We start from the raw sequence: 20950 nt of genomic DNA, 5'->3' as shown, positions 1-20950 counted from the left end.
CGCCTTGCCGAGGAGCGAGTGCCGAGGAGTGAGTGCGATGGCCAAGTTCATGGACGTCCATCACGGCATGCAGAACATCACCGCCGACCAGCTCAAGGAGGCGCACGCCGCTGACCTGGCCATTCAGGACCAGGAAGGTGTCAGCTTCGAGCACGCGTGGGCCGACCCCACATCCGGGGACGTCTTCTGCCTGTCCGAGGCGCCGTCCGCGGATGCCGTTCAGCGCGTCCACGAGCGGGCGGGCCACGCGGCGGACGAGGTCCACCCCGTGCCGCTCATGGTCTGACCGGGAGCCCCAGCGACAGGTATGTTGACATAGGTATCTTGCCATACTTATCCTGGCGGCATGCCCACCTCCAGCGCGTCCGAACGGGACATCCAGGACATCGCGTCAGCGATGTCCTCTGTCCTGCCCGCGCTGCACCGGGCCCTTGAGCGGCGTTTCGCCCAGGACTTCCCCTATCCCCAGCTGCCCGAGGGGCAGCTGGCGCTGCTGCGGCTCGTCGGGGAGCGGGACGGCGTCACCGTACGGGCGGCGGCCGACGCGCTGCTGATGAAGCCGAACAACGTGAGCGCCCTGGTCACCCAGCTGGCCGGGCAAGGACTTCTGGAGCGCGGGCAGGACCCGGCCGACAAGCGGATCGCGCGGCTGCACCTCACCGCCGAGGCGCGGCGCAGGCTCGACCAGGCCGCGCACCTCATGGACGGGTACGTCATCGAGGCGCTGCACACCCTCACCGACGGGGACCTCGACGCCATCGGCTCGGCCCTCGGCGCCCTCCGGGGCCTCGCCCGGCACATCCACCCGGCCGCCGCCACCTCCTGACGGCTGCGGCGTACCCGCACCGGCAACCCCGCCGCCGTGCGGCCGTGCGGTCGTACGCCCCCGCACATCCCCCTCTTCTTCCAGGAAGCAAGGCACCTCCATGCCCGCCACCTCCGTGGACCGCTCACCCCTGCCCGCAGCCAGCCCGCCGGACGCCCCGGCCGGGCGACGCGGCCGGCCCTGGCTGACGCTCGTCGCCGTCGCCTTCGGCCTGTTCATGGTCGGCCTGGACGGCTCGGTCGTCTCGATCGCCAACCCTGAGATCGGCCGTGACCTGCACGCCTCCACCTCCGACCTGCAATGGGTCACCAACGCGTACCTGCTGGCGCTCGCCGCCGCGCTGATCCTCGGCGGGAAACTCGGCGACCGCTTCGGACGGCGCACGTTCTACCTGACCGGCGTCGTCGGCTTCACCCTCGCCTCGGTCGCCATCGGCCTGGCGGGCTCGATCGAGGGCGTCATCGCCTTCCGTGCCGTACAGGGCTTCTTCGGCGCGCTGCTGATGCCCAACACGCTCGGTCTGCTGCGGGCGGTGTTCCCGCCGCGGAAGTTCGGCATGGCGGTGGGCATCTGGGCGATGGTGTCGTCCGTGTCCACGGCGCTCGGCCCCATCGTCGGCGGGCTGCTCGTCGAGCACGTCAGCTGGGAGTCGGTCTTCTACATCAACGCCCCCATCGGCGTGGTCGCGGTCGCCTTCAGCGCGCTGGTGCTGCCGCAGAGCAAGAGCGCCGCCGGCCGGCACCGCTTCGACGTCCTCGGCGTCGTCCTGCTCGCCCTCGGCCTGCTCGTGGTCGTCTTCGGCGTCGTCAAGGGCGAGACGTGGGGCTGGAGTTCGAGCGCGACGCTGGGCACACTCGCGGCCGGGCTCGTCATCCTGCTGGCCTTCGGGTGGTACGAGACGCGCCTCGGCCGCCCCTCCCCGAGCGCCCGGCCCGGCTCGGACAGGGGTCACCCCCTCCTGCCGATGCGGCTGTTCCGCAGCCCCGCGCTGACCATCGGCACGATCATCACCGCCGTCAACTTCTTCGTGCTGCTCGGCGTGATCTTCTTCGTGATGCTGTACCTGCAGAACGTACGCGGCTACACGCCCGTCGAAGCCGGGGTGCGCACCCTGCCGCTGAGCCTCGCCTCCGTCGTCGCCTCGCCGCTGGGCGCCGCGCTCACCGAGAGGTTCGGCGCCCGGCTGTCGATGCCGCTCGGCATGGCGCTCCAGGCCGCCGCGTCCTTCGGGGTGCTGGGCTGGGGCGTCCACTCCTCGTACGCCGCGATGTGGCCGCCGTTCGTCGCGCTCGGCCTCGGCGTCGGCATGGTGATGGCGGCCTCCTCCGACGCGATCGTCGGCAACGCGCCCGTCGAGGACGCGGGCGTCGCGGGCGGCCTCCAGGCCACCGCGCTCCAGGTCGGCGGCGCGCTCGGGACCTCCGTACTCGTCTCCCTGATCAGCGGCCGCGTCGGCGCCACGCTGACCGGCGAGCTGACCTCGGCGGGCGTGCCGGGGCCCATGGCCCAGGAGCTCGGCAAGGCCAAGGACGCCGTCGCGATGGGGATCTCCCCCGCCTCCGGTGCCATGCCGACGCCCCTGAGGACAGCGGTGACCGAGGCCGGCGGCCAGGCGTTCATCAACGGCGTCCACACCGCGGCCCTTGTCACGGGCGTGCTGTGCGCGGCGGGCGCCGCCCTCGCGGCGGTGGGGTTGCGCCGCGGGGCGGAGGGTGGCGCGGGCGGGCGCTGAGGGGGCGGGGCGGGGGGCATGGCCAGGTGCTGAGCGGGGCGGGGGTGGGTCAGAGCGGGATGCTCCGGAGTACGGGGCTCCGGGCCCACCGGCCGTCCGCCCACCGCAGCCCCGCCGCGCGACGCAGGCGGGGCAGGGCAGGGGCGGGGGCGAGGCGGGAGGCTCCCAGCCGATTCGGAAGCCGCCCCCAGGGAACGCCGCCGGGAACGCCCCGCCGCCGACGCCCCCTCAGGAAAGCAACCGAGCCAGTTCCGCCGGATCCGTCGTAGGGGCGTCGCAGACGAAGCCGCGGCAGACGTAGGCGGCGTCGCGGCCGTCCACCAAGGGGCGGTCGGCCAGCAGGGGGAGTTCACCGGAGCCGGGCCGGCCCGCCGCGACCGCCGCGCCCGGCGCCGTGCCGAGCAGTGCCGTCCGGTGCAGGTCCCCGAGGATCTCCCCGACGACCGCCACCTCACGCGGCCCGTCCAGCGCCGCCTCGGCGACCGCGAGGCCGTGCCCGATGAAGCGCGGCACGCGGGGCCCGAGGGCCTTGACGATGCCGAGGGACCGCTCGGCCGCGGTGCGGTGCGGCGAGGCGCCCGTGTGCGCGGCGTACGTGAGGAGCGCGCCCGCGGCCGCCGTCCACCCGGAGGGCGCCGCGTTGTCCGTGGGGTCCTGCGGGCGGCGGATGAGCCGCTCGGCGTCGGCGGCCGTGTCGTACAGCGCCCCGCTCTCCTCGTCCACGAACTGCGCGAGGACGTGGTCGAGCAGGAAGCCCGCGAACTCCAGCCACACCCCCTCCCCCGTCACCGAGGCCAGCGTGAGGAAGCCCTCGGCCACGTCGGCGTAGTCCTCCAGCACACCCGCGTTGGCGCCGGCCTGCCCGTCCTTCGAGGTGCGGACGAGCCGCGCGCGGGCGTCCATGTGGAGGCGTACGAGAAGGTCCCCCGCGCCCACGGCCGCCGCGACGAGGTCCGGCCGGTCGAAGTACGCCCCGGTCTCGGCGAGCGCGGAGATCGCGAGGCCGTTCCAGGCGGCGACGACCTTGTCGTCACGGCCGGGCGCGGGCCGCTCGGCGCGGGCGGCGAAGAGCCGCTCGCGGATCGAGGCGAGCCGGGTGGCGCCCGCCAACGGCCCATCCAGCGGGGGGAGTTGCAGTACGGAGGCGCCCTCCTCGAAGGTGCCCTCCTCCGTCACGCCGTAACAGGACATCGCCAGCTCCGCGTCGGCTTCGCCCAGCACGTCCCGCAACTGCTGTGGCGTCCATACGTAGTACGCGCCCTCGACGTGCTTGCCCGTGGCCGGGTCCTCGCTGTCGGCGTCGAGCGCGGACGCGAACCCGCCCTCGTCGGTGCGCAGTTCGCGGACCATGAACTCCGCGGTCTCCAGGGCGACACGGCGCGCGAGCTCCGAGCCGGTGGCCCGCCACAGATGGGCGTAGGTCCGGCAGAGCAGGGCGTTGTCGTACAGCATCTTCTCGAAATGCGGCACGACCCACTCGCGGTCGACGGAGTAGCGGGCGAAGCCGCCGCCGAGCTGGTCGTAGATGCCGCCGCGCGCCATCCGCTCGCAGGTGTCGGCGGCCATCTGGAGCGCGCCCTCGGAGCCGGTGCGGGCGTAGTGCCGCAGCAGGAACTCGATCACCATGGACGGCGGGAACTTGGGCGCGCCGCCGAAACCGCCGTGCGTCGCGTCGTAGTCGCGGGTCAGGCCGAGCAGTGCCTGCGCCAGCTCGTCCTCGCCGGGCTTCTCGCCGGAGCCGTGGGTGAGCTGCCGCTCCCCCAGCTCGCGCACGATCTTGCCCGCGACCTCGTCGACCTCGCCGCGCCGGTCCGTCCACGCCCGGTGAACGCCGTCGATCACCTGTACGAAGGACGGCATGCCGTGCCGCGGCTCCGGCGGGAAGTACGTGCCGAAGTAGAAGGGCTCGGCGTCAGGGGTGAGGAAGACGGTCATGGGCCAGCCGCCCTGACCCGTCGCGGCCTGCACGGCCTCCATGTACACGGCGTCGACGTCGGGCCGCTCCTCGCGGTCGACCTTGATGTTCACGAACTTCTCGTTCATGACCGCGGCCGTCGCCTCGTCCTCGAAGGACTCGTGTGCCATGACGTGGCACCAGTGGCACGCTGAATAGCCGACTGACAGCAGTACAGGCACATTGCGCCGCCGCGCTTCCTCGAAAGCCTCCGGCGTCCAAGGCCACCAGTCGACCGGATTGTCCGCGTGCTGAAGCAGATAAGGCGAGGTCACACCAGCCAACCGATTCATACGACCCAGCCTCTCACAGCGCCTGGCGCGGCCGGTGAAACCCTGACGAGTCCGCTCCGCTTGGCCGCATTGCGCTTGTGCGCCACCACGTGGTGGGCGCCTCCATACCCCTCCAGGCCGGGCAGCCCGGCACCTCGGAACAGTAGGCTGGGCGCAGCGACGCTGGACCTGCCGAGGCTCCTCGAAGGAGGTACACCATGACCCCCGAGATGGTGGCGCCCGCGTGGATGCACACGCAGATCAGCGCGGAGCAGTACGACTCCTGGTCCGAGGAGCAGTGCGCCGGCATCGAGATTGTGGACGGAATGATCGTCGTGAGCCCGAGCGCCTCCAAGCGGCACAACCGGCTGGCTCGGATCCTGGCCAATGCCCTGGACGCCGCCGCGGGCCCGGACTGGAACGCGGACACGGACTTCGACGTCCGCCTGCAGGACGTTCCACTCACCAACCGCCGCCCGGACGTCACCGTCTACCGGGCGGAAACCATCGATCTCACACCCACCCGCCCCGAGCACGTACTGCTGGTCGTCGAGGTCGTGTCGCCCGGCTCGGAAACAACTGACCGGATCGTGAAGGTGGACCAGTACGCCAAGGCCGGCATCCCCTTCTACTGGCGGGTCGAACAGGCCGCCACCGGGGTCCCGATCATCTATACCTACGTTCTTGATCCCGCCACCAGGGCCTACCGGGACGGCGAGATGTTCACCGGCGCAGTGGAAGCCACGGCGCCTTTCCCCATCACGGTCGATCTTGGAGTCTCGTAGGAACGGGTAAGTCGCCCCGCTATCGACGTTCGGCCGGTGGCGGTGAAGCCGCGGCCGCGCTGCCATGCCGGCCGATCCTGCAACTGGTCACGCAAGCCGATCTCGCTGTCGGGCGCCGAGAGAATGGTGCGGGCCATCTCGACCGCTTCGGCAAGTCCGTGGTGGTGAACTCGTCGCCGCGCGGCTGATGGGACGGCAGGAGCGCGAGTACCCACCAAAAGCAGAATGAGCACCGCTCACAGGGTGCGTCACAGGCCAGTAGGGATGCCTGGCCGACCGCCACCGCTCCGGATCGTGCTCCCCGGCAGCGGGCAGCGCAGACGGCTTGCTTGCGGCTCATGGGTACACGCCCCGATACGAACTCCCGCCCAGGCAGGGGGTTCCGCAGCGCGAACCAACTCGTCAGCCGGGCCTGCCTGCGTACTGGAGCGGATACGGCGGTGTCTCGCTCCCGAGGGGGTCCGGCAGGTGGCCAAGCTATGCCATGCCTCGTCCGCCACGCGGGCCCGGCACGGCACGACCCTTTGAGCGGCCGGTTCCGACGGCGCACTCCGCCCATGTCCCACAAAGCCGGCCCACACCAGTCGTCCCGGCCACAGCTGGCGAAGCAATTGTCTGAATCCGCACCTGTGACAGCCACGGTTTTGCGATGATCACAGCGTTCCGAGGTAGACCGACCGGGGAAACCAGTGACTGACGACGCGGTGGACGGCAGTACGGACGCGCCTCTGGGGCGAGCCTCCTACCTGATCGAAGGGCGGCGGGTGCTGGTTTCCGACCTCGTCCGCGCCGGTCTGCTGAGCCCAGGGACGCGCCTCACTTTCCGGCAGCGGCGGTCCGGGCAGGAGCACCGCGCGCAGGTGTCCGCGGACGGCAGAATCGAGCTGAGTGACGGCCAGCGGTTCAAATCCCCTTCGGCGGCGGCAGCCGCCGCCACCGGGCGCGGTCCATATGACGGGTGGACCGCCTGGGCACTGGAGGACGGCACCCTGCTGGACGCGGTGAGGCAGAGCCTCCTGGACACGGCGGCGGAGCTGCCGCCTTCCGGCGACATCGCGGCAGAAGACTCCGCCGTCCGGCACACGCGGTTGAAGGACGGGGTCGCCGAGCGGGTAGCCGACGAGCTGGCCAACCACGGCCTGTCCACAGTGCCGGACTTCGCAGCCGTGGGGATCGACGACCGGGTCACCTTGACCGGTCCCTCCGGGGACACCGCGGACGAGGAGGAGACAGCCGAACAGGGGCCGGTGACGGGGCAGGAGGAGTCGAGGGAAACCGGCGCCCCAAGGCCCTCCGCCCCCTCCGTCAACGAGGGGGACGAGGGGGAGCAGATTCAGGGTCAGACGGTCGGCAACCTGCCCTCAGCACTCAAGGGAGTGGTGTCGGTGCCCTCCTCGGCGAGTTTCGAGGAGGTGTTCGCCAAGATGCGGCTCAACGGGTACTCGCAACTGCCGGTACTGAGCGGACCTCGGAATCTGCGGGGTGCCGTCACCTGGGAATCCATCGCCCGAGCGCACTACGCGAACTCCGAGGCCCCCTTCTGCGATGCCATCGTCGCCGCTCACGCGGTCAGCTATGCCGACCACCTGATCGACGTGCTTCCCGATCTGGAAAGGTTCGGCTTCCTCCTGGTCAAGGACCAGACGAATCAGATCGCCGGCATCATCACCATCGCCGACGTGGCCGCAGAATACGGCGCCACCGCCCGGCCGTTCCTGCTCATCGGCGACCTCGACCGGCAACTGCGCCATGTCACCAGCCCCGTGACCAGCAAACTCAGGATGAACGATCTTCATTGTTCACCTCGTCCGGGCCGTCCTGGCTGTGCCACCGGACATGCGCTGCTTCCAGGCCCACGGGGTTCCGGCCGAGTGCACCGTCGAAGCCGCAGAAGGCGCACGCATACGCATAGGTCTGCAGCACCTCTTCCGCGAAACCGGCGCGCCGCTTGCGGCGCTTCCTCATTCCAGGGACATCTATCGCGTCCTCGAGACCCGCCAGGTCCAAGCCGACGGCGTCGCAGATCGGCCCCTCCAGAGCTGGGGTGAAGTGCTGGTCGAGGAGGAGTCGGACCGAAGAGGCGAAGGTTCCCGGGTCGGCCGGCAGTAGCTCGATCTCGGGGTGCCGCCGCCCGTGAGCACCGCGGGCTCGCAGCCAGGTGCCTCGCTCGGAGGCGTCCGGCCCGATGGCGGCGCCGTGGCAATCCCTGAGATCCCACAGGTTACTCTCCAGGTGGACGAACGGCATCGCGGCTCGCTGTCGCGCCCGGGCTCGGCTGGACCGAGTCGTTGATCATGCGGCTGGCGGGCACTTCAGCCTCGTCGTAAGTGACCACCGTGCTGCCGTCGGCGGCGTACCTCCCGAGCAGCCACAGAACGAGCAGCGGTTTGTGCGGCGCGCGGCGACTGCCCATCTGTGCTCGCCGCAGCCCGGCCAGTGCGGCAAGCAGTTCGTCGCGTGTCATGTACGCCACTCTGCCACCGCCGCCGGAGCCGCACCCCAGGAACAAACGCCGCTTTGCAGATGGCGATCGCGGCCAGAGGCGGCCAGGTCAACGGCGTCATCTTGCACACGGACCGCGGCAGCGAGTACACGTCTGAGGCGTTCGGGCAGTTGTGCGGCCGCTGGGGCGTGGCGCAGCCCATGGGGCGCGTCGGGTCGGCCCTGGACAATGCCGCCGCGGAGTCGTTCACTCCGCACCGAGGCACGGCTGAAGACCACCACGTGGATCGCGGACTTCCACAACACGAAACGGCGCCACAGCGCGGTCGGTGGGAGACCACCCCGTCGAGTTCGAACGGATCATCCAGCAAGCGCGAGTCTCGGCCCATCAGGCGAGCCGGACCGCATAACCAACGTCTCCAAGAAACCCGTGGATGCACACTCCCGAGACTGCTCGTGACCTGCATAAGCTAAGTTGCTCGTTCATGACACACGTGACGCCGCCACAAAGCCTCGATGATGGCGCAGGGGACATCCTCGCAACCCAGCTGGCTCAGGCCTGGCATATGACGTTCGGCACCCCTCCGGACGAGAACAGCAACTTCTACGAGGCCGGCGGACAGTCCATCGACGCCGCCCGAATGGCCTCTGTCGCAGCCCAGTCCCTGCCACAGGTAGAGGACCTGGACGCGCACCTCATGACCTCTCTGCTGAACGAGGAGCGCTGGGCGGATGTGGTGCGGTCCGGGCGCGAGTTCATCGCGCAGTCACCCCGCGATCCAGACTTGGGCACCGCGGGGTAGCGCCGTGACGTAGCCGAGCGGGCCTTAGCACAGAAATTCGGCGGATCAGACTGGTCGCCGAGAACGGCTTGTTGGTGGACAAGGACTGACCTCCGGCGAGCGGCCATCCGGTGGATGCGCGCGTCACTGACCAGGGCTTCGGCGTAGTTCGGTGTCGTCCGTTTTGATCATGTGAGGCCGAGGAGGGCGAGGGGCCGGGTGTGGTCTCGGGCTGCCCGTCGGAGGCCGGCGGCGATGTTGCGGATGCCGGCGAGGCGAAGGGCTCCGATCGCGAGGTTTCTGCAGGTGGCCATTGCTCGGGGTGCGTTTCCGGTCCGCAACTGGGAGGCGTCCTCGGTGAAGGTGACGTCCCTGAGGTGGTGCAGGGCCGTGTCGGCCAGGTCCTCGAGGGTGTCGAGCAGAGGCCGGAAGCGGGTGATCTCGTTGGTCTTCTCGCCGACATCCATCTTCAGCGAGGACCAGTGCGCTCACGTGGTCGCAGGCGGCCAGGAGGTGGATCTTCCGTCCTTTCGCGCGGGCAGCACCCCGCAGCGACTTCCCGTCGACCGCCAGTCCCCGTAGTCCTTCGTCTCTGGCCTGCCGGTCCACGAGCCAGGCTCCGACCGCGCGGTCCAAGGCGTCCGCGTCGATTCTGGCCAGCAACCGCCGGATCGTGGATTCCGCGGGCCAGGACCGTTTCGGTACCAGCGGGTCGATGACCGTGCCGAGCCGTTCGAGCAGGGCTGGCGGTGCGTCGGCCATCCATTCACTAACTGCGAGCAGGGATCTCGCTCCGGCGAGGACCGCGCAGGCCGTCAGCGCGAGGAGCGTCACGAGCGGATGCCGTTCTCCCCGCGGATCACGCGGGTCCTGGACCTGCGCGAGGCGTTCCAGCAGAAGCGGAAGCTCTCTCCCGGACACTTCCGGATGCGGTCTGAGCTGGTCAAAGACAGGAGAGATCAAAGATGATGCAGCAGCAGGCACGGGCAGTCCAAGGTCACAGAGCGTAGAGAACTCCATGATCACGGACGTCCGTGCCTGCTCTGTATCGGACCCTGCCCAACACGACGAGACGTCAGCAACCGGGCGTCAACCGACTACGCCGAAGCCCTGGCCCCGCACCAACCTGACCAAGTACTACTGGAACTTGCCCGGCAGTTTCGAGAGGAACGGCGCTTCCGGCGATCATGCTTACTCCAACCTCAATCGCTGGGCGGAGCTCCGTTCTCGTTTACGAAACCACGATGGGGTTACGGAGGGTCCCGGCAACCTGCACGCTGCTTGAGGGGTCCGCCAGGTCCACCATCTGCCGGTTGTTGCGCAGCTGGAGCCGGTTGTGGCAGGACAGCGGGAACTCCCGCGCAAACAAGTCGTACTTACGGAACTGGTCACGGAGTCTGGGCGCTGTCGCCTGGTAGTCGACGACGCACTCGGCGACCAGCTGCCAGAACTCCCGTTCCTCCATCACGCCTTCAGTGTCAAGGATTGCCGAGAGGAAGCGGAAGAACCCGTCGAAGACGTCGGTGAAGATCGGCAGGATCTTGTGTTCCTCGGGCAGGTTGACCCGGATGCGTTCGACCTCAGGAGGCAACGGCATCTCCTGGTCCATCACGATGACCTCTTCCGCGATGTCCTTGAAGATTGCCCGGGAGACGGCTCCTTGCGCGTCGAGGACGAGGATCACGTTCTCGCCATGCGGCATGAAGGCCAGCTCATAGGCGTAGTAGCAGTGCAGCAGCGGTGTGAGATAGGCGCGCAGATATTGCCGCAGCCAGGTAGCGGGGTCCAGGCCCGACCGGCGGATGAGCGCGCCCACGACTGACTTTCCCTGGTGGTCCACATGCAGCAGCGAAGCCATGGTCGCCAGGCGCTCGCCGTGCTTGAGCGACGGGACGGGACTTTCGCGCCACAGCGCTGCGAGCATCTTGCGGTAGGGCGAGGTCCGGTCGGTGGCGGATTCGTACTCCAGGTGCCGATAGCCAACGGCCGCCAGCTCACGGATGATGGTGAGTCCGGTCGAGCGCAGGATCTCGTCCTTCTCGATGAGATCGGCGACCCAGTCATTGATGGCGGGAGTGGCCGCCATATACGCGGCGGAAAGGCCCCGCATAAAACCCATGTTGATGACGGACAGAGACGTCTTCACATAGTGCTTGGCTGGGTTCGTGATGTTGAAAAACGTGCGGATGGACTGCTGGGCGAGGTATTCGTCATCGCTCTCGCCGAGGTGGACGAGGTGCCCACGGGCCAGTTCCGCGGCGAAGGTGACACACAGTATGTTCGTCCACTGCCAGGGGTGGACGGGTATGAATAGGTACTCATGCGGATCGAGGCCGCGCTCGCGCAGCACAGAGCGGAAGCGGCCGACGGTGCTGTCGCCGAGCTCGCCGCGCAGCAGCAACTCGTAGTCCACACCGGCCCCGGCGGTGAACGCGGCACGTGAGCGGTGGGCCGCGAGCCAGACGAGGCGGACAGGGGACCCGGCCTCCGGTGCGTAGGCGACGTAATCGTCCGAGCCGAAGCCGAGACGGCCGTTGTTGGCCACGAAACAGGGATGCCCTTCGGACATTCCAGTCTCGATGGCTTGGAAATCGGCCGAGGCCAATTGGTCGGCACTTTGAATGGTCCGTGATGCCTTGTAGCAACTGCTTGCGAGAGTGGAGGAGATCTCCTCGAGGTACACCGGAAGAACCTGGTCGCTCAGCCCCAGCGTCACACGCAGATCGATAAAAAACTCCAGTGGATCCAGGGGGAGTTCTGAGTCAAGGAGGGAGTCGCGACGGACGATAGAGGAGGCATCGACGTCCCAGTGGTTCAGCGCCAGTACACGTGCTTTGTACCGGTAGGAGATGCGCCCGTCGTCGCTGTTGACGCGGTAGTGCCCGTCACCGAGTTCCTCGGGGACGAGGAGGCGCTCATGGGCGAACTCCGAGAGCGCCTTGCGAATGAGCGAGCGGCCGGCTACGGCCCAGGCCTCGGGGGTCAGGTGGCGCATGGGCGTCTTCTTCACGCTCGTACTCCTTGAGTCGCGGAGAACTGCGCGCGTGTGCAGCAGCTCAGCAGCGCGCGCTTCTCCGGCTTGTCGATCTCATACTCCGGTACGAATCCGACGGTCGCGTTGAGGGCATGTACCGCCGTATTCCGTACATCGGGCTCGACGACGACTCGGCGGGTCGTCGGAGTGGCGAACAGGAACTCCATCACCGTACGGATGACCGCCCGGGTGAATCCAGGAATGCGGGTGTCGGTCGGGGCGCACAGGAAGTGCATGCCGACATCGCCCGCTACGGCCGGGTACAGCCCTTTGAGCTCGACCTCGGTGGGGTCGTACCGCTCAGCCAGGAATACGGGCTCCCCTTGATGCAGCCCGATGAAGGCCTCGTGGTGCGGTGATGCCGTGATGGCCGAATACTCGCGTACAACGTCCTGCAGTGAGGCGTCCTGCATCATCCAAAATCTGGCTTTGGGATGGGTCATCCAGCGGTGCAGCAAGGGGCCGTCGGCCACGGGATCGAGGGCACGTAGAGAGAACTGGCCCAGGGCCGGGTCAGTGGCCGTGAAGAGGATCTCAGAAGAGTGCTCGGTCATGCCACGGTGCCTTCCGGTGCTCCGAACTCCTGGAAGGAGGTGCGCTTCTCCACCGGGTAGTACTCGAAGCCGAGGAGTTCGCTGATGATGCAGGAGTTCCGGTACGGGCCCATGCCAAGGTCCGGGCTTGTGACGCTGTGGGTGTGGGCGGCCGCGTTCTGGAGGAAGATCTCGCTCCCTGCGACATCGATCGAGTAGTTGCGTCCCACATCGAAGCGGCCATGACGGTCCCATTTGATGCGGTCGCGCACCGGATCGAGGAAGGCGGGCGGTTCATACTCATAGCCGGTGGCGAGGACCAGGCCCTCGGTCTGAATTCCGAAGTCCCGGCCCTGTTCCTCCTGGTGCAGGCCAAGGGTGTAGGTGCCGTTGGACGGATCGAACGTCGCTGTGCACAGGCTGGTGTTGGTGAACAGCTGAGTGAGGACTGGGCCTTGTACGCTTTTCTCATACAAGAGATCGAAAATAGCGTTGATGAGGTCGGAGTCGATCCCCTTGAAAAGGCCCTTCTGTGAGGACTCCAGCCGGTAGCGGGTCTCCTCGGGAAGGGCGTGGAAGTAGTCGGCGTAGTCCGGGGAGGTCATCTCAAGCGTGAGCTTGGTGTACTCCAGAGGGAAGAACCGGGGTGAGCGAGTGATCCAGTTCAACTGGTAGCCGTGCACATCGATTTCAGCCAGCAGGTCCTGGTAGATCTCCGCCGCGCTCTGTCCGCTTCCCACCAGCGTGATGGACTTCTTCCGCTGAATGTCACGCTTTCCGTACAGATAGCGGGAGCTGTGGAGGAAGTCGCCGCCCAAATTCTGGCAGGCCGCGGGGACGTGGGGCGGAGTGCCCGTGCCCAGGACGACTCGCAGTGCCCGGTACGAGTGCCCCTGAGCAGTGGTGATCGTGTAATGACCGTCCGCGTGGGTGATGCTCTCTACCCTGGAGTTGAAACGCACATTGGTCAGTCGTGCGGAGGCCCAGCGGCAGTAGTTGTTGTACTCGACGCGAAGCGGATAGAAGTTCTCGCGTATGTAGAACGAGTAGAGTCGCCCGGACTCCTTCAGGTAATTGAGGAAGGAGTACGGCGATGTGGGATCGGCAAGGCTCACCAGGTCGGCCATGAATGGGGTCTGGAGATGCGCACCGTCCAGGAACATCCCGGGGTGCCATGAGACATCCGGCTTGGCATCCAGGAAAACCGCACTCAGTTCCTCGATCGGCTCGACCAGGCAGGCGAGCCCCAAGTTGAAGGGACCCAGGCCGATCCCGACGACGTCGTAGATCTCATCAGGCGCGGTCAAAGGACTCTCCCTCGGCATACTGGTGTGAACAGGGTACATATTGTCATCACAGCGATGTCGGTCCGTCGTCGCTCCGGGCACACTTCCAATACCCGTAGGCACGTCGCACCGTTCGGGAAGGGGCCGTCGGAAAAGGACCCGAACCACGGGCACCTCGTCGGCGGCCTACTTCACTCGCCCACTGGCGACAGGACGGCGTCTTCGAGCAGCTCACCGGCCTGCTGCGGCGCCTCGTGCGCCGACAAGAGGGCCGCAACACGGAACCGTCGGCCTGCGTGCTCGACTCCCAGACCTTCAAGACCTCCGCCAACGTGCCTCTGGCCGACCAGGGCACCGACGCCGGGAAACGCATCATCGGGCGCAAACGCCACCTGGGCTGCGACACCCTCGGCCTGCTGCTGACCGTCCCGGTCACCGCGGCGAGCGTGTCCGACACCGCAGCCGGCATGACGCTGCTGTCCCGCATCGCCGCCGCCCACCCCCGCGTGCGCAAGGCCTGGGTGGATGCCGCATACCGCACCACGGCCATCGACCACGGCGCCCGCCTCGGCATCGACGTCCACCCCGTCCAACGCCCACCGGGCGCCAAGGGATTCACGATTATCCCAAGACGTTGGACCATCGAGCGCAGCATCGGCTGGCTCATGCACCACCGCCGCCTCGCCCGTGACTACGAGAGACACCCGCACCGCTCCGGAGCCATGATCCCACTCGCGATGATCGACCTCATGGCCCGCCGCCTCACCGGCGAAAGCACCCCCAACTGGCGCGGAACCTAACCCACAGGAGCCAAACACGAATCACAGGACCAAACGCTCAGTAAGGGCCTGCGACTCCCGCGGCCGCCGCGGTTGCGCCGCACAGAGTCGGACGGAAGCGCTCCTTGAGCTCCTGCAGCCGTGCCTGGGACTTCGGCCCTGAGTAGAGGTGCGTCGATCCGATCTCCTCAAGCGTAAGCCGGTCGAGGAAGTATAGGTTGATCACGTCCGACGGCGTGGCGCACGTCTTACAGAAGCCGAACCGCGGCCTGTCATGCATGAACAGGTCGTAGTGCTGGTGGGAGCCGTACTGGTCCAGCAGCAGGCTTCGGTCGCCGACCAAATTGCCCATCGGCTTGACCCAGGCGTGTGGGCAGGCGGACACGTCGCCCTGACCGAACAGCTGGGCCATGGTCGCGGGCACGAAGCAGCCCAGCGTCCGCACATTGGTCTGCAGCTGCGTGGCCACGTGCTCGACGTACGCCCGCGGCGGCAGCACCGAGGCGAACTCGTCGTACCGGTCTACCAGCGGCATCAGGTGGTCACCCGGAGGGGGGCCCATCCGCTCGGCGGTGTCGCCGCGCACGGGGAAGAAGTAGAGGGTTGTGCGCCCCGCATAGCGGGCACGCAGGTACTCCGCGAACTCCAGCTGCCCGTGGTAGTTGGCGTCGGTGAGCACGGACTGGATGTCGATCTGCAACCCGGCCTCGGCCGCCGCGCCGAGGTTGCGCATGATCACGTCGTGCAGCTTGGCCTGCTTCGGCGGCAGACGGTGGCGATTGAGCTCCAGGGTGTGGCCGTCCAGCGAGATGTTCAGCTGGACGTTCCCCATCGAGGCGAGGGCCTCGATGCGCCGCTCGTTGAGGAAGACGCCGTTGGTAATAACCTGGACCGTCTCGTAACGGTTGCTGGCCTCCTTAACGAATTCGGTGGAGCCCTTCAGCCAGAAGAACTCGCCGCCGGACAACCGCAGGATGGGCGCGTCCACGTGCTCGTGGTAAAGGTCCAGTATCTCGAGCCAGTCCTGGCTCCGGTCGGTGGTGATCCGCAGCCGCGCGTCCGGCACGTCCATGAGGAGGTTGAATTCCTCGGTGAGGCAGTAGGAGCAGCGCATCTGACACAACTGCTCTTCAATTACCATGTCGTTCACAAGGAATGGCAGTCGACCGCCTTCGGACACGGCCGTCGTCATTGCGGCACGAAACTGTTCCTTGAGACGCATTTAATTCCTTGCTAGTTGCGGTAGTTCTTGGATTTCTAGTACACATGCCCTGCATCACGTGTTGACACGGCTGGGAGTCACGCGACGCCGCGCAGCAACCCTATCCGCTGGTCAACCCCGTGCACCAGATGGCTTCCTGGCGCCCAGTGCTGGATTCCGCTTTCGCTGGGTATGTGTCCTTGTGGCGGGGTGGTTCGGGTGCTCGGGGGCGGGTGCTGCACGGTGGTGTTACGGGCACGGCAGAGTCGTGACGAGAACGAGGAGCGGGTCGTACGTCGGCTGTCGCGGGCGCGCAAGGCTCATGTGATCTGGTGCTGCGGGCACGGATGGTCGAGCTGAGCTGGTCCGGGCAGCGGGTGCCGGCCATCGCGGACGAGTTGAGGTGCAGCCCCAAGACAGTCCGTTGCTGGTTGCACCGCTTTAACCGCTCAGTCTGGACGGACTGGAGGACCTGGGCGGGCAGGGCCGCAAGCGGCGGATCACCGAGGGGGAACGCTCAAGGATCATCGGCCTGGTCAGGCAGTCGCCTCTAGGTCGGCTGACCGTGCAGGCGGACGGTGAGCTGGCCGAGGGGGTGCGATGGCGCCGACGACCGTCGCACCCTCGGGCGGGCAGGTGTAGAGCTCGATGATCCTCGTCCTTTTCCCTCGAAGTCCGGATCCTTCGAGCGGGTCCAGGACCGGGTGCACGGTCACCGCATCAAGTCGGAGGTCGACTACGGTCGCGGGCCGGAGAAGACCTGGGTCTACGGTGCTTTACGCGTGCGGGACGGACATCAGGTGACCATGGCCGCATCCTCCCGCAACAGTGCCTTCTACCAGCAGTTTCTTCAGAAGGTTGAGGCTGCCAATCCTGTAGGTGACATCTACGTCGTCACCGACAACCTGTCCTCGCACAACAGCCTGTCCACCCGCACTTGGCTGGAGGACCACCCCCGAATCCGGCACGTCTTCATCCCCGTCGGCGCCTGCTGGCTCAACCTCCAGGAAGGCTGGTGGCGCATCTTCCGGCAAGGCCGCCCTCGCCGGCCAGTCCTTCGCCGGACCACCCGAGATCGAACACGCCACCCGCCTCGCAACATCCCAGCTCAATGCCCGAGCCAGACCCTGGATATGGGGAAGACCCGCCCCACCCACCCGACAACTACGGCGCCGATACACGTACACCGTTTGAGGAATCCAGCACTAGCACTCCAGTCTGACTTCGCGATCTTGCCGGGGACCCGGCTGGGAAAGGGTGCGGCCACCGCGTGATCACCGGGGGTTGTGTGGACTCCTGAAGATCGTGCGGTGGCCGCAGGCCATAGCGTAGACCCTGCCCGCTGGCGGGCAACGTTCGACCATGTCATGGCCCGGATCGCGGGCCGGTTCGGGCGAGTTGAACCCCGGGCCACGGCCCGCGCCTACCTGCTCGGACTACTGTCGAGCGTCGAGCGTCGAACGGAAGAACTGCTGGCAACTGGCCGGCCCGGGCCGGCCATGCCCGGCCCGGGCCGAGGCCAGCGTCTGCTGTGCTACGCCCGCTGGGACGCCGATGCCGTCCGCGACGATGTACGCGCGTACGTCGCCGAACACCTCGGCGCCGACGGCGCCGTTCTCGTAGTCGACGAGACCGGCTTCCTGAAGAAGGGCAGGGCCTCGGCGGGAGTGCAACGGCAGTACACCGGCACCGCGGGACGCATCGAAAACTCCCAGGCCGGCGTGTTCCTCGCCCTGGCCACCCGCCGGGGAAGAGCTCTGATCGACCGTCGGCTCTACCTGCCCGAGCACTCCTAGTGCTCCGATCCCGAACGCCGTCAGGCGGCCGGGATCCCCGAGGGCATACCGTTCGCGACCAAGCCCCAACTGGCCGGGGAGATGATCGCCGCCGCGCTGGACGCCGGGATCACCGCGTCCTGGGTGACCGGTGACGAAGCCTACGGCCAGGACCCCCAGCTCCGCGCCGCCCTCGAGGCACGCGGCACCGGCTACGTGCTGGCCGTCGCCTGCTCGACGCGGGTGAGCATCAACCACGGCCGCACCCCTGTCCGCGCGGACACCGTCGCCGGCCGCCTGCCCGCCACGACCTGGCAGCGGCACAGCGTCGGCAACGGGGCGAAAGAGCCGCGGTACCACGACTGGGCCTGGATCCACATCGGCACCGGCAGCCACCGCCACCTGCTCATCCGACGCAACCGGTCCACCGGCGAACTCGCCTTCTACCTGTGCTGGTCACCCACCGGAGTGGCCCTGTCCGAACTGGTCCACGTCGCCGGTGTCCGCTGGAGCGTGGAGGAGTGCTTCCAGGCCGCCAAGGGCCAGGTCGGCCTCGACCACTACCAGGTCAGGCATGGACCTCCTGGCACCGGCACATCACGCTCGCCATGCTCGCCCTGGCCTTCCTGACCGCCGCGGCCGGCGACGCGGCCCCCGAAAGGCCCATCGATCCGCACCACTGCGTCCGCAGCCGCGACCCGATCACGCTGACCGTCCCGGAGATCCGCCACCTACTCGTCGCCGTCTTCGACCCACCAGCCGTGACCGTGGCCAGGCTGCTGCACTGGTCCGCCTGGCGCAGACGCCACCAGGCAACAGCCCGACGCAGTCACTACCGACGACGAACCACCGACGAACCCGCTGAATAGATCACGAAACCGCACTGGAGTACTAACGCGGACGACGAGTGCTTGAACTGGTGGAGCAGGGCGGAAGGTCTGCTCGGCGACGTGGCAGAGTTTGCTTCATGGTGATGTCGGCCACTGTGCACCCAGGACGCGGCCTGGCACCTCCGGTCGCTGGACCTGGGGTTCGGCTCCCGTCGTACCTGCTGGCGAAGGCTGAACCGACGGGCAGCAAGCCGGCGTCTTCGATCAACCGCATCAGATCCTGTTCGCACGAGTCGTGCGCGACGAGCCACGCTGCACCATTGAGGTCTCGAGCGTGTAGTTGTCTCCCCTCGATGGGGAGAACAGGCATGCTGACATGCGCGGATGTGCTGTGCGATCATATCCGAGTGATCCAACGCACCCAGTCCGTAGCGCTCGCGAAGCGCGCTCTGACACACCTTGAGGCCGGCACTACGGACCAGGCGCCTGACGTGATGCGCATTCCCGTCGAGGACTATGTCGACGCGGACTTGTGGCAGAGGGAGATCGACCTAGTCTTCAAGCGGGTGCCTCTGGCGCTCGCGCTGTCCGTCGAGCTTCCGGGGCCGAGGTCCTTCAAGGCCATGGACGCCATGGGTGTCCCGGTGCTGATATCCCGGGGCACGGACGGTTCCGTCCGCGCGTTCCTCAACGTCTGCCGCCACCGAGGCGCGCAGCTGTGCCCCGTGGGTACCGGCACGCGGCACCGTTTCCGCTGCCCCTATCACGCGTGGGTGTACGACGACCGCGGCGATCTCGTCGCAGTTCACAAGCCCGGCACGTTCGGCGAGATCGACACCGCCGAGTTCGGGCTGCGACCGCTGGCGGCCGAGGAACGGCACGGGATCGTCTGGGTCCGGCTGACCGGCGAGGAGCCGCTCGGCCTGGAGAGCTGGCTCGGCGAGTACGAGCGGGAGCTGGGGCAACTGGACCTCGCTGACTGGCACGTGTACGAGCAGCACGAGACGTCGGGCCCCGGCTGGAAGGTGGCGCTCGACGGCTACCTCGAGAGTTATCACGTACAGGCGCTGCACCGGGCGACCTTCGCCCCGACGAACACCTCGAACCTGATGGTCGTGGACGACTTCGGACCGCACCAGCGCATCCTCTACCCCGCCAAGTCGATCAAATCGCTGCGCGGTGTACCGGAGGAGGAGTGGGATCCCGCTCCGCACTGCGGCACAGTTTACACTCTCTTCCCGAATGTCTCGCTCGCCGGGGCCTGGGACGACTACGCGGTGCTGTCTCAGATCTTCCCCGGCCCCACTCCCGACACGAGCCGAACTGTGCAGACGGTGATGACGCGCGTTCCCCCCAGGACGGACGAGGCGCGCAGGTTCGCCCAGGAGTTCAGCGAGCTCGTCCGACGGGGTGTTTTCGAGGAGGACTACCGTATCGGTGCCGACGTCCAGTCGGCGTTCGCATCCGGAGCAAATACGCACTTCGTATTCGGCCGCAATGAGCTGGCGCTTCAGCACCACCACCGTTGGCTGAAGCGTGTACTCGCCGAGCACGAAGACGATTAGCCGAGTCTGATTTCACGGCAACTCTGCGTAGTCCACACTCTGTTCATCGAAGATCGAGTGGGGCAGCGCTCCGCACGGTTACTAGATCTGCCACCCAATCAAACGACGGAAGGTCAGCAATGCAACACAAGGAAGTTCAGCAGGAGATACGCCAGATCGCCAAGGAGTTCGCAACCTCCAGCGGTCGTACCGTGAATGAGAACAGCACAAACTTCCTCGAGGCATACGGCTTTACTTCGCTGGACGCCCTGGAGTTCCTCCTCCTCCTTGAAGAGCACTTCGGTGTGACGTTTGAGGACGAGGACCTCACTGAAGAAACGCTGACCTCCGAAGAGCGGCTCGTCGACTATGTCGCCGAACGGCTCGTCTGAGCGCGGGAATATCGACGCGATGATGGTGCCGAAGGCGACGGAGGTGGCAGCAGGCCTCTCCGTTCACGCGGCCAGCCCGCTGGACGCGCGTTTCCTCTACCAGGAGATCTTCGAGCACGGCACGTACGCCGATGTCTCCCTCGGCGAGGAGCCGTTCGTGGTCGACGTCGGCGCGAACATCGGTCTGTTCACCCTCTTCGTCAAGACGCACTGTCCGCGAGCCCACGTCGTCGCTTTCGAACCGCTGCCCGAGCTGGTCTCGGCTCTGCGTGCGAACGTCGCGAAGTTCGACCTTTCCGACGTTGAGGTGTACGAGTTGGCGCTGGGCGGTGAGGAACGGGACGAGGTCACATTCACCTACTACCCGCTCCTCCCGAGCAGTTCCACGCTGTTTCCCCATGACCAGGAGCGGCTGAAAGGCGTGCTCTCCAAGAGCTTCCCGCCCCGCGTCGTGGAGCGAATGTTTCAAGGGCGCGAGGTGTCGGTACGGGTCGACCGGCTGTCCCAGTACCTCGACGGAGGACGCCCGGTCGATCTACTGAAGATCGACGCGGTGGGGTCCGAGCTAGCAATCCTGCGGGGCATCGACAGGTCACTGTTCCCGCTGCTCCGCAATGTGTTCATCGACGTGCAGGACATCAACGGCCGGGTCGCGGAACTCTGTGTGCTGCTCGAGGAGATGGGCATGAAGCCCGCCGTTCGAGTGCCGCCCATGTCCGATGGTGACGGTCTTAACTATCTTATCCACGCCGTACAGGCGTGAGGCCGGGTTCCTATCGGTAC

At 67.2% G+C, this 20950-nt stretch carries 17 protein-coding genes and 5 pseudogenes; 14 read left to right on the top strand and 8 right to left on the bottom strand.

Annotated elements, in window-relative coordinates; translation table 11 throughout:
• Nucleotides 1-37 precede the first annotated feature (37 nt).
• The 3 genes from ACOBQB_RS33790 to ACOBQB_RS33780 all read left to right on the top strand — a co-directional run bounded on the left by ACOBQB_RS33790 (nucleotide 38) and on the right by ACOBQB_RS33780 (nucleotide 2558).
• Nucleotides 38-286 (top strand): SCO4226 family nickel-binding protein, encoded by a 249-nt coding sequence (locus ACOBQB_RS33790; protein ID WP_423597231.1) that lies wholly within the window; start codon nucleotides 38-40, stop codon nucleotides 284-286.
• Nucleotides 287-346: 60 nt separating this feature from the next.
• Nucleotides 347-826 carry a MarR family winged helix-turn-helix transcriptional regulator gene (locus ACOBQB_RS33785; RefSeq protein WP_423597229.1) on the top strand — a complete coding sequence of 160 codons (480 nt, stop codon included), beginning with the start codon at nucleotides 347-349 and terminating at the stop codon, nucleotides 824-826.
• Between the two features lie 100 nt (nucleotides 827-926).
• The gene (locus ACOBQB_RS33780; protein ID WP_423597227.1) at nucleotides 927-2558 is read left to right on the top strand and encodes an MFS transporter; all 1632 of its coding nucleotides are present in this window, start codon (nucleotides 927-929) and stop codon (nucleotides 2556-2558) included.
• A gap of 228 nt (nucleotides 2559-2786) precedes the next feature.
• On the opposite strand, the gene ACOBQB_RS33775 is transcribed toward ACOBQB_RS33780, so the two are convergent.
• On the bottom strand, nucleotides 2787-4805 hold the full coding sequence (locus ACOBQB_RS33775; RefSeq protein WP_423597225.1) for a thioredoxin domain-containing protein: 2019 nt from the start codon (nucleotides 4803-4805) through the stop codon (nucleotides 2787-2789).
• 197 nt (nucleotides 4806-5002) lie between these two features.
• Between ACOBQB_RS33775 and ACOBQB_RS33770 the strand changes: the two genes are divergently transcribed.
• Together ACOBQB_RS33770 and ACOBQB_RS33765 are read left to right on the top strand one after the other, a co-directional pair.
• Nucleotides 5003-5569, top strand: a complete 567-nt coding sequence (locus ACOBQB_RS33770; RefSeq protein ID WP_423597223.1) for a Uma2 family endonuclease — start codon at nucleotides 5003-5005, stop codon at nucleotides 5567-5569.
• 689 nt (nucleotides 5570-6258) lie between these two features.
• A pseudogene (locus ACOBQB_RS33765) lies at nucleotides 6259-7071 on the top strand (hypothetical protein); the annotation flags it as partial.
• A 292-nt stretch (nucleotides 7072-7363) separates the two neighbouring features.
• Here the strand turns inward: ACOBQB_RS33765 and ACOBQB_RS33760 are convergent.
• A pseudogene (locus tag ACOBQB_RS33760) lies at nucleotides 7364-8033 on the bottom strand (restriction endonuclease); the annotation flags it as partial.
• On the opposite strand from ACOBQB_RS33760, the gene ACOBQB_RS33755 reads away from it, so the two are divergent.
• Both ACOBQB_RS33755 and ACOBQB_RS33750 read left to right on the top strand, forming a co-directional pair.
• Nucleotides 7985-8485, top strand: a complete 501-nt coding sequence (locus tag ACOBQB_RS33755) for a DDE-type integrase/transposase/recombinase (RefSeq protein ID WP_423597221.1) — start codon at nucleotides 7985-7987, stop codon at nucleotides 8483-8485. The pseudogene ACOBQB_RS33760 and the gene ACOBQB_RS33755 overlap by 49 nt on opposite strands.
• An 11-nt stretch (nucleotides 8486-8496) precedes the next feature.
• Nucleotides 8497-8814, top strand: a complete 318-nt coding sequence (locus tag ACOBQB_RS33750) for a hypothetical protein (protein WP_423597219.1) — start codon at nucleotides 8497-8499, stop codon at nucleotides 8812-8814.
• Between the two features lie 167 nt (nucleotides 8815-8981).
• Here the strand turns inward: ACOBQB_RS33750 and ACOBQB_RS33745 are convergent, their stop codons facing one another.
• From ACOBQB_RS33745 to ACOBQB_RS33725, 5 genes and pseudogenes are all read right to left on the bottom strand, one after another.
• Nucleotides 8982-9260, bottom strand: a complete 279-nt coding sequence (locus tag ACOBQB_RS33745; protein WP_423599026.1) for a hypothetical protein — start codon at nucleotides 9258-9260, stop codon at nucleotides 8982-8984.
• A 202-nt stretch (nucleotides 9261-9462) separates the two neighbouring features.
• Nucleotides 9463-9813, bottom strand: a pseudogene (locus ACOBQB_RS33740) (transposase family protein); the annotation flags it as partial.
• Between the two features lie 211 nt (nucleotides 9814-10024).
• On the bottom strand, nucleotides 10025-11788 hold the full coding sequence (locus ACOBQB_RS33735) for an IucA/IucC family protein (protein ID WP_423598937.1): 1764 nt from the start codon (nucleotides 11786-11788) through the stop codon (nucleotides 10025-10027).
• A gap of 11 nt (nucleotides 11789-11799) precedes the next feature.
• Nucleotides 11800-12381, bottom strand: coding sequence for a GNAT family N-acetyltransferase (locus ACOBQB_RS33730; protein ID WP_423597217.1), 582 nt, complete (start codon nucleotides 12379-12381; stop codon nucleotides 11800-11802).
• Nucleotides 12378-13685 carry a lysine N(6)-hydroxylase/L-ornithine N(5)-oxygenase family protein gene (locus ACOBQB_RS33725; protein WP_423597215.1) on the bottom strand — a complete coding sequence of 436 codons (1308 nt, stop codon included), beginning with the start codon at nucleotides 13683-13685 and terminating at the stop codon, nucleotides 12378-12380. Before ACOBQB_RS33725 ends, ACOBQB_RS33730 begins: the two co-directional genes overlap by 4 nt.
• A gap of 158 nt (nucleotides 13686-13843) precedes the next feature.
• Here ACOBQB_RS33725 and ACOBQB_RS33720 point away from each other — a divergent pair.
• Nucleotides 13844-14446: pseudogene (locus tag ACOBQB_RS33720) on the top strand (transposase); the annotation flags it as partial.
• A 37-nt stretch (nucleotides 14447-14483) separates the two neighbouring features.
• On the opposite strand, the gene ACOBQB_RS33715 reads toward ACOBQB_RS33720, so the two are convergent.
• Nucleotides 14484-15647: a radical SAM protein gene (locus ACOBQB_RS33715; RefSeq protein ID WP_423597213.1), complete on the bottom strand. Its 1164-nt coding sequence runs from the start codon at nucleotides 15645-15647 to the stop codon at nucleotides 14484-14486.
• Between the two features lie 326 nt (nucleotides 15648-15973).
• On the opposite strand from ACOBQB_RS33715, the gene ACOBQB_RS33710 reads away from it, so the two are divergent.
• The 6 genes and pseudogenes from ACOBQB_RS33710 to ACOBQB_RS33685 all read left to right on the top strand — a co-directional run bounded on the left by ACOBQB_RS33710 (nucleotide 15974) and on the right by ACOBQB_RS33685 (nucleotide 20930).
• Nucleotides 15974-16180, top strand: a complete 207-nt coding sequence (locus tag ACOBQB_RS33710; RefSeq protein ID WP_423597211.1) for a helix-turn-helix domain-containing protein — start codon at nucleotides 15974-15976, stop codon at nucleotides 16178-16180.
• A 24-nt stretch (nucleotides 16181-16204) separates the two neighbouring features.
• A complete protein-coding gene (locus tag ACOBQB_RS33705; RefSeq protein WP_423597209.1) occupies nucleotides 16205-16900 on the top strand; it encodes a transposase in 696 nt (231 codons plus the stop codon).
• A gap of 93 nt (nucleotides 16901-16993) precedes the next feature.
• Nucleotides 16994-18051, top strand: a pseudogene (locus ACOBQB_RS33700) (IS701 family transposase); the annotation flags it as partial.
• Between the two features lie 587 nt (nucleotides 18052-18638).
• Nucleotides 18639-19796 carry an aromatic ring-hydroxylating oxygenase subunit alpha gene (locus ACOBQB_RS33695; protein WP_423597207.1) on the top strand — a complete coding sequence of 386 codons (1158 nt, stop codon included), beginning with the start codon at nucleotides 18639-18641 and terminating at the stop codon, nucleotides 19794-19796.
• 119 nt (nucleotides 19797-19915) lie between these two features.
• Entirely contained in the window at nucleotides 19916-20167 is a 252-nt protein-coding gene (locus tag ACOBQB_RS33690; protein WP_423597205.1) for a phosphopantetheine-binding protein, read from the top strand.
• Nucleotides 20145-20930, top strand: a complete 786-nt coding sequence (locus ACOBQB_RS33685) for an FkbM family methyltransferase (protein WP_423597203.1) — start codon at nucleotides 20145-20147, stop codon at nucleotides 20928-20930. The genes ACOBQB_RS33690 and ACOBQB_RS33685 overlap by 23 nt, the downstream gene beginning before the upstream one ends.
• Nucleotides 20931-20950: the final 20 nt, after the last annotated feature.

Origin of the sequence: Streptomyces sp. G5(2025) (genome assembly GCF_049542075.1) — a bacterium.
Classification (GTDB): Bacteria; Actinomycetota; Actinomycetes; order Streptomycetales; family Streptomycetaceae; genus Streptomyces.
This window is presented reverse-complemented; position numbering and strand designations above follow the sequence as displayed.

Coding starts and splice junctions, on each gene's coding strand:
- ACOBQB_RS33790 (WP_423597231.1), top strand. CDS start 38: ATGGCCAAGTTCATGGACGTCCATCACGGCATGCAGAACATCACCGCC.
- ACOBQB_RS33785 (WP_423597229.1), top strand. CDS start 347: ATGCCCACCTCCAGCGCGTCCGAACGGGACATCCAGGACATCGCGTCA.
- ACOBQB_RS33780 (WP_423597227.1), top strand. CDS start 927: ATGCCCGCCACCTCCGTGGACCGCTCACCCCTGCCCGCAGCCAGCCCG.
- ACOBQB_RS33775 (WP_423597225.1), bottom strand. CDS start 4,805: ATGAATCGGTTGGCTGGTGTGACCTCGCCTTATCTGCTTCAGCACGCG.
- ACOBQB_RS33770 (WP_423597223.1), top strand. CDS start 5,003: ATGACCCCCGAGATGGTGGCGCCCGCGTGGATGCACACGCAGATCAGC.
- ACOBQB_RS33750 (WP_423597219.1), top strand. CDS start 8,497: ATGACACACGTGACGCCGCCACAAAGCCTCGATGATGGCGCAGGGGAC.
- ACOBQB_RS33745 (WP_423599026.1), bottom strand. CDS start 9,260: ATGGATGTCGGCGAGAAGACCAACGAGATCACCCGCTTCCGGCCTCTG.
- ACOBQB_RS33735 (WP_423598937.1), bottom strand. CDS start 11,788: ATGCGCCACCTGACCCCCGAGGCCTGGGCCGTAGCCGGCCGCTCGCTC.
- ACOBQB_RS33730 (WP_423597217.1), bottom strand. CDS start 12,381: ATGACCGAGCACTCTTCTGAGATCCTCTTCACGGCCACTGACCCGGCC.
- ACOBQB_RS33725 (WP_423597215.1), bottom strand. CDS start 13,685: ATGCCGAGGGAGAGTCCTTTGACCGCGCCTGATGAGATCTACGACGTC.
- ACOBQB_RS33715 (WP_423597213.1), bottom strand. CDS start 15,647: ATGCGTCTCAAGGAACAGTTTCGTGCCGCAATGACGACGGCCGTGTCC.
- ACOBQB_RS33710 (WP_423597211.1), top strand. CDS start 15,974: ATGGTCGAGCTGAGCTGGTCCGGGCAGCGGGTGCCGGCCATCGCGGAC.
- ACOBQB_RS33690 (WP_423597205.1), top strand. CDS start 19,916: ATGCAACACAAGGAAGTTCAGCAGGAGATACGCCAGATCGCCAAGGAG.
- ACOBQB_RS33685 (WP_423597203.1), top strand. CDS start 20,145: ATGTCGCCGAACGGCTCGTCTGAGCGCGGGAATATCGACGCGATGATG.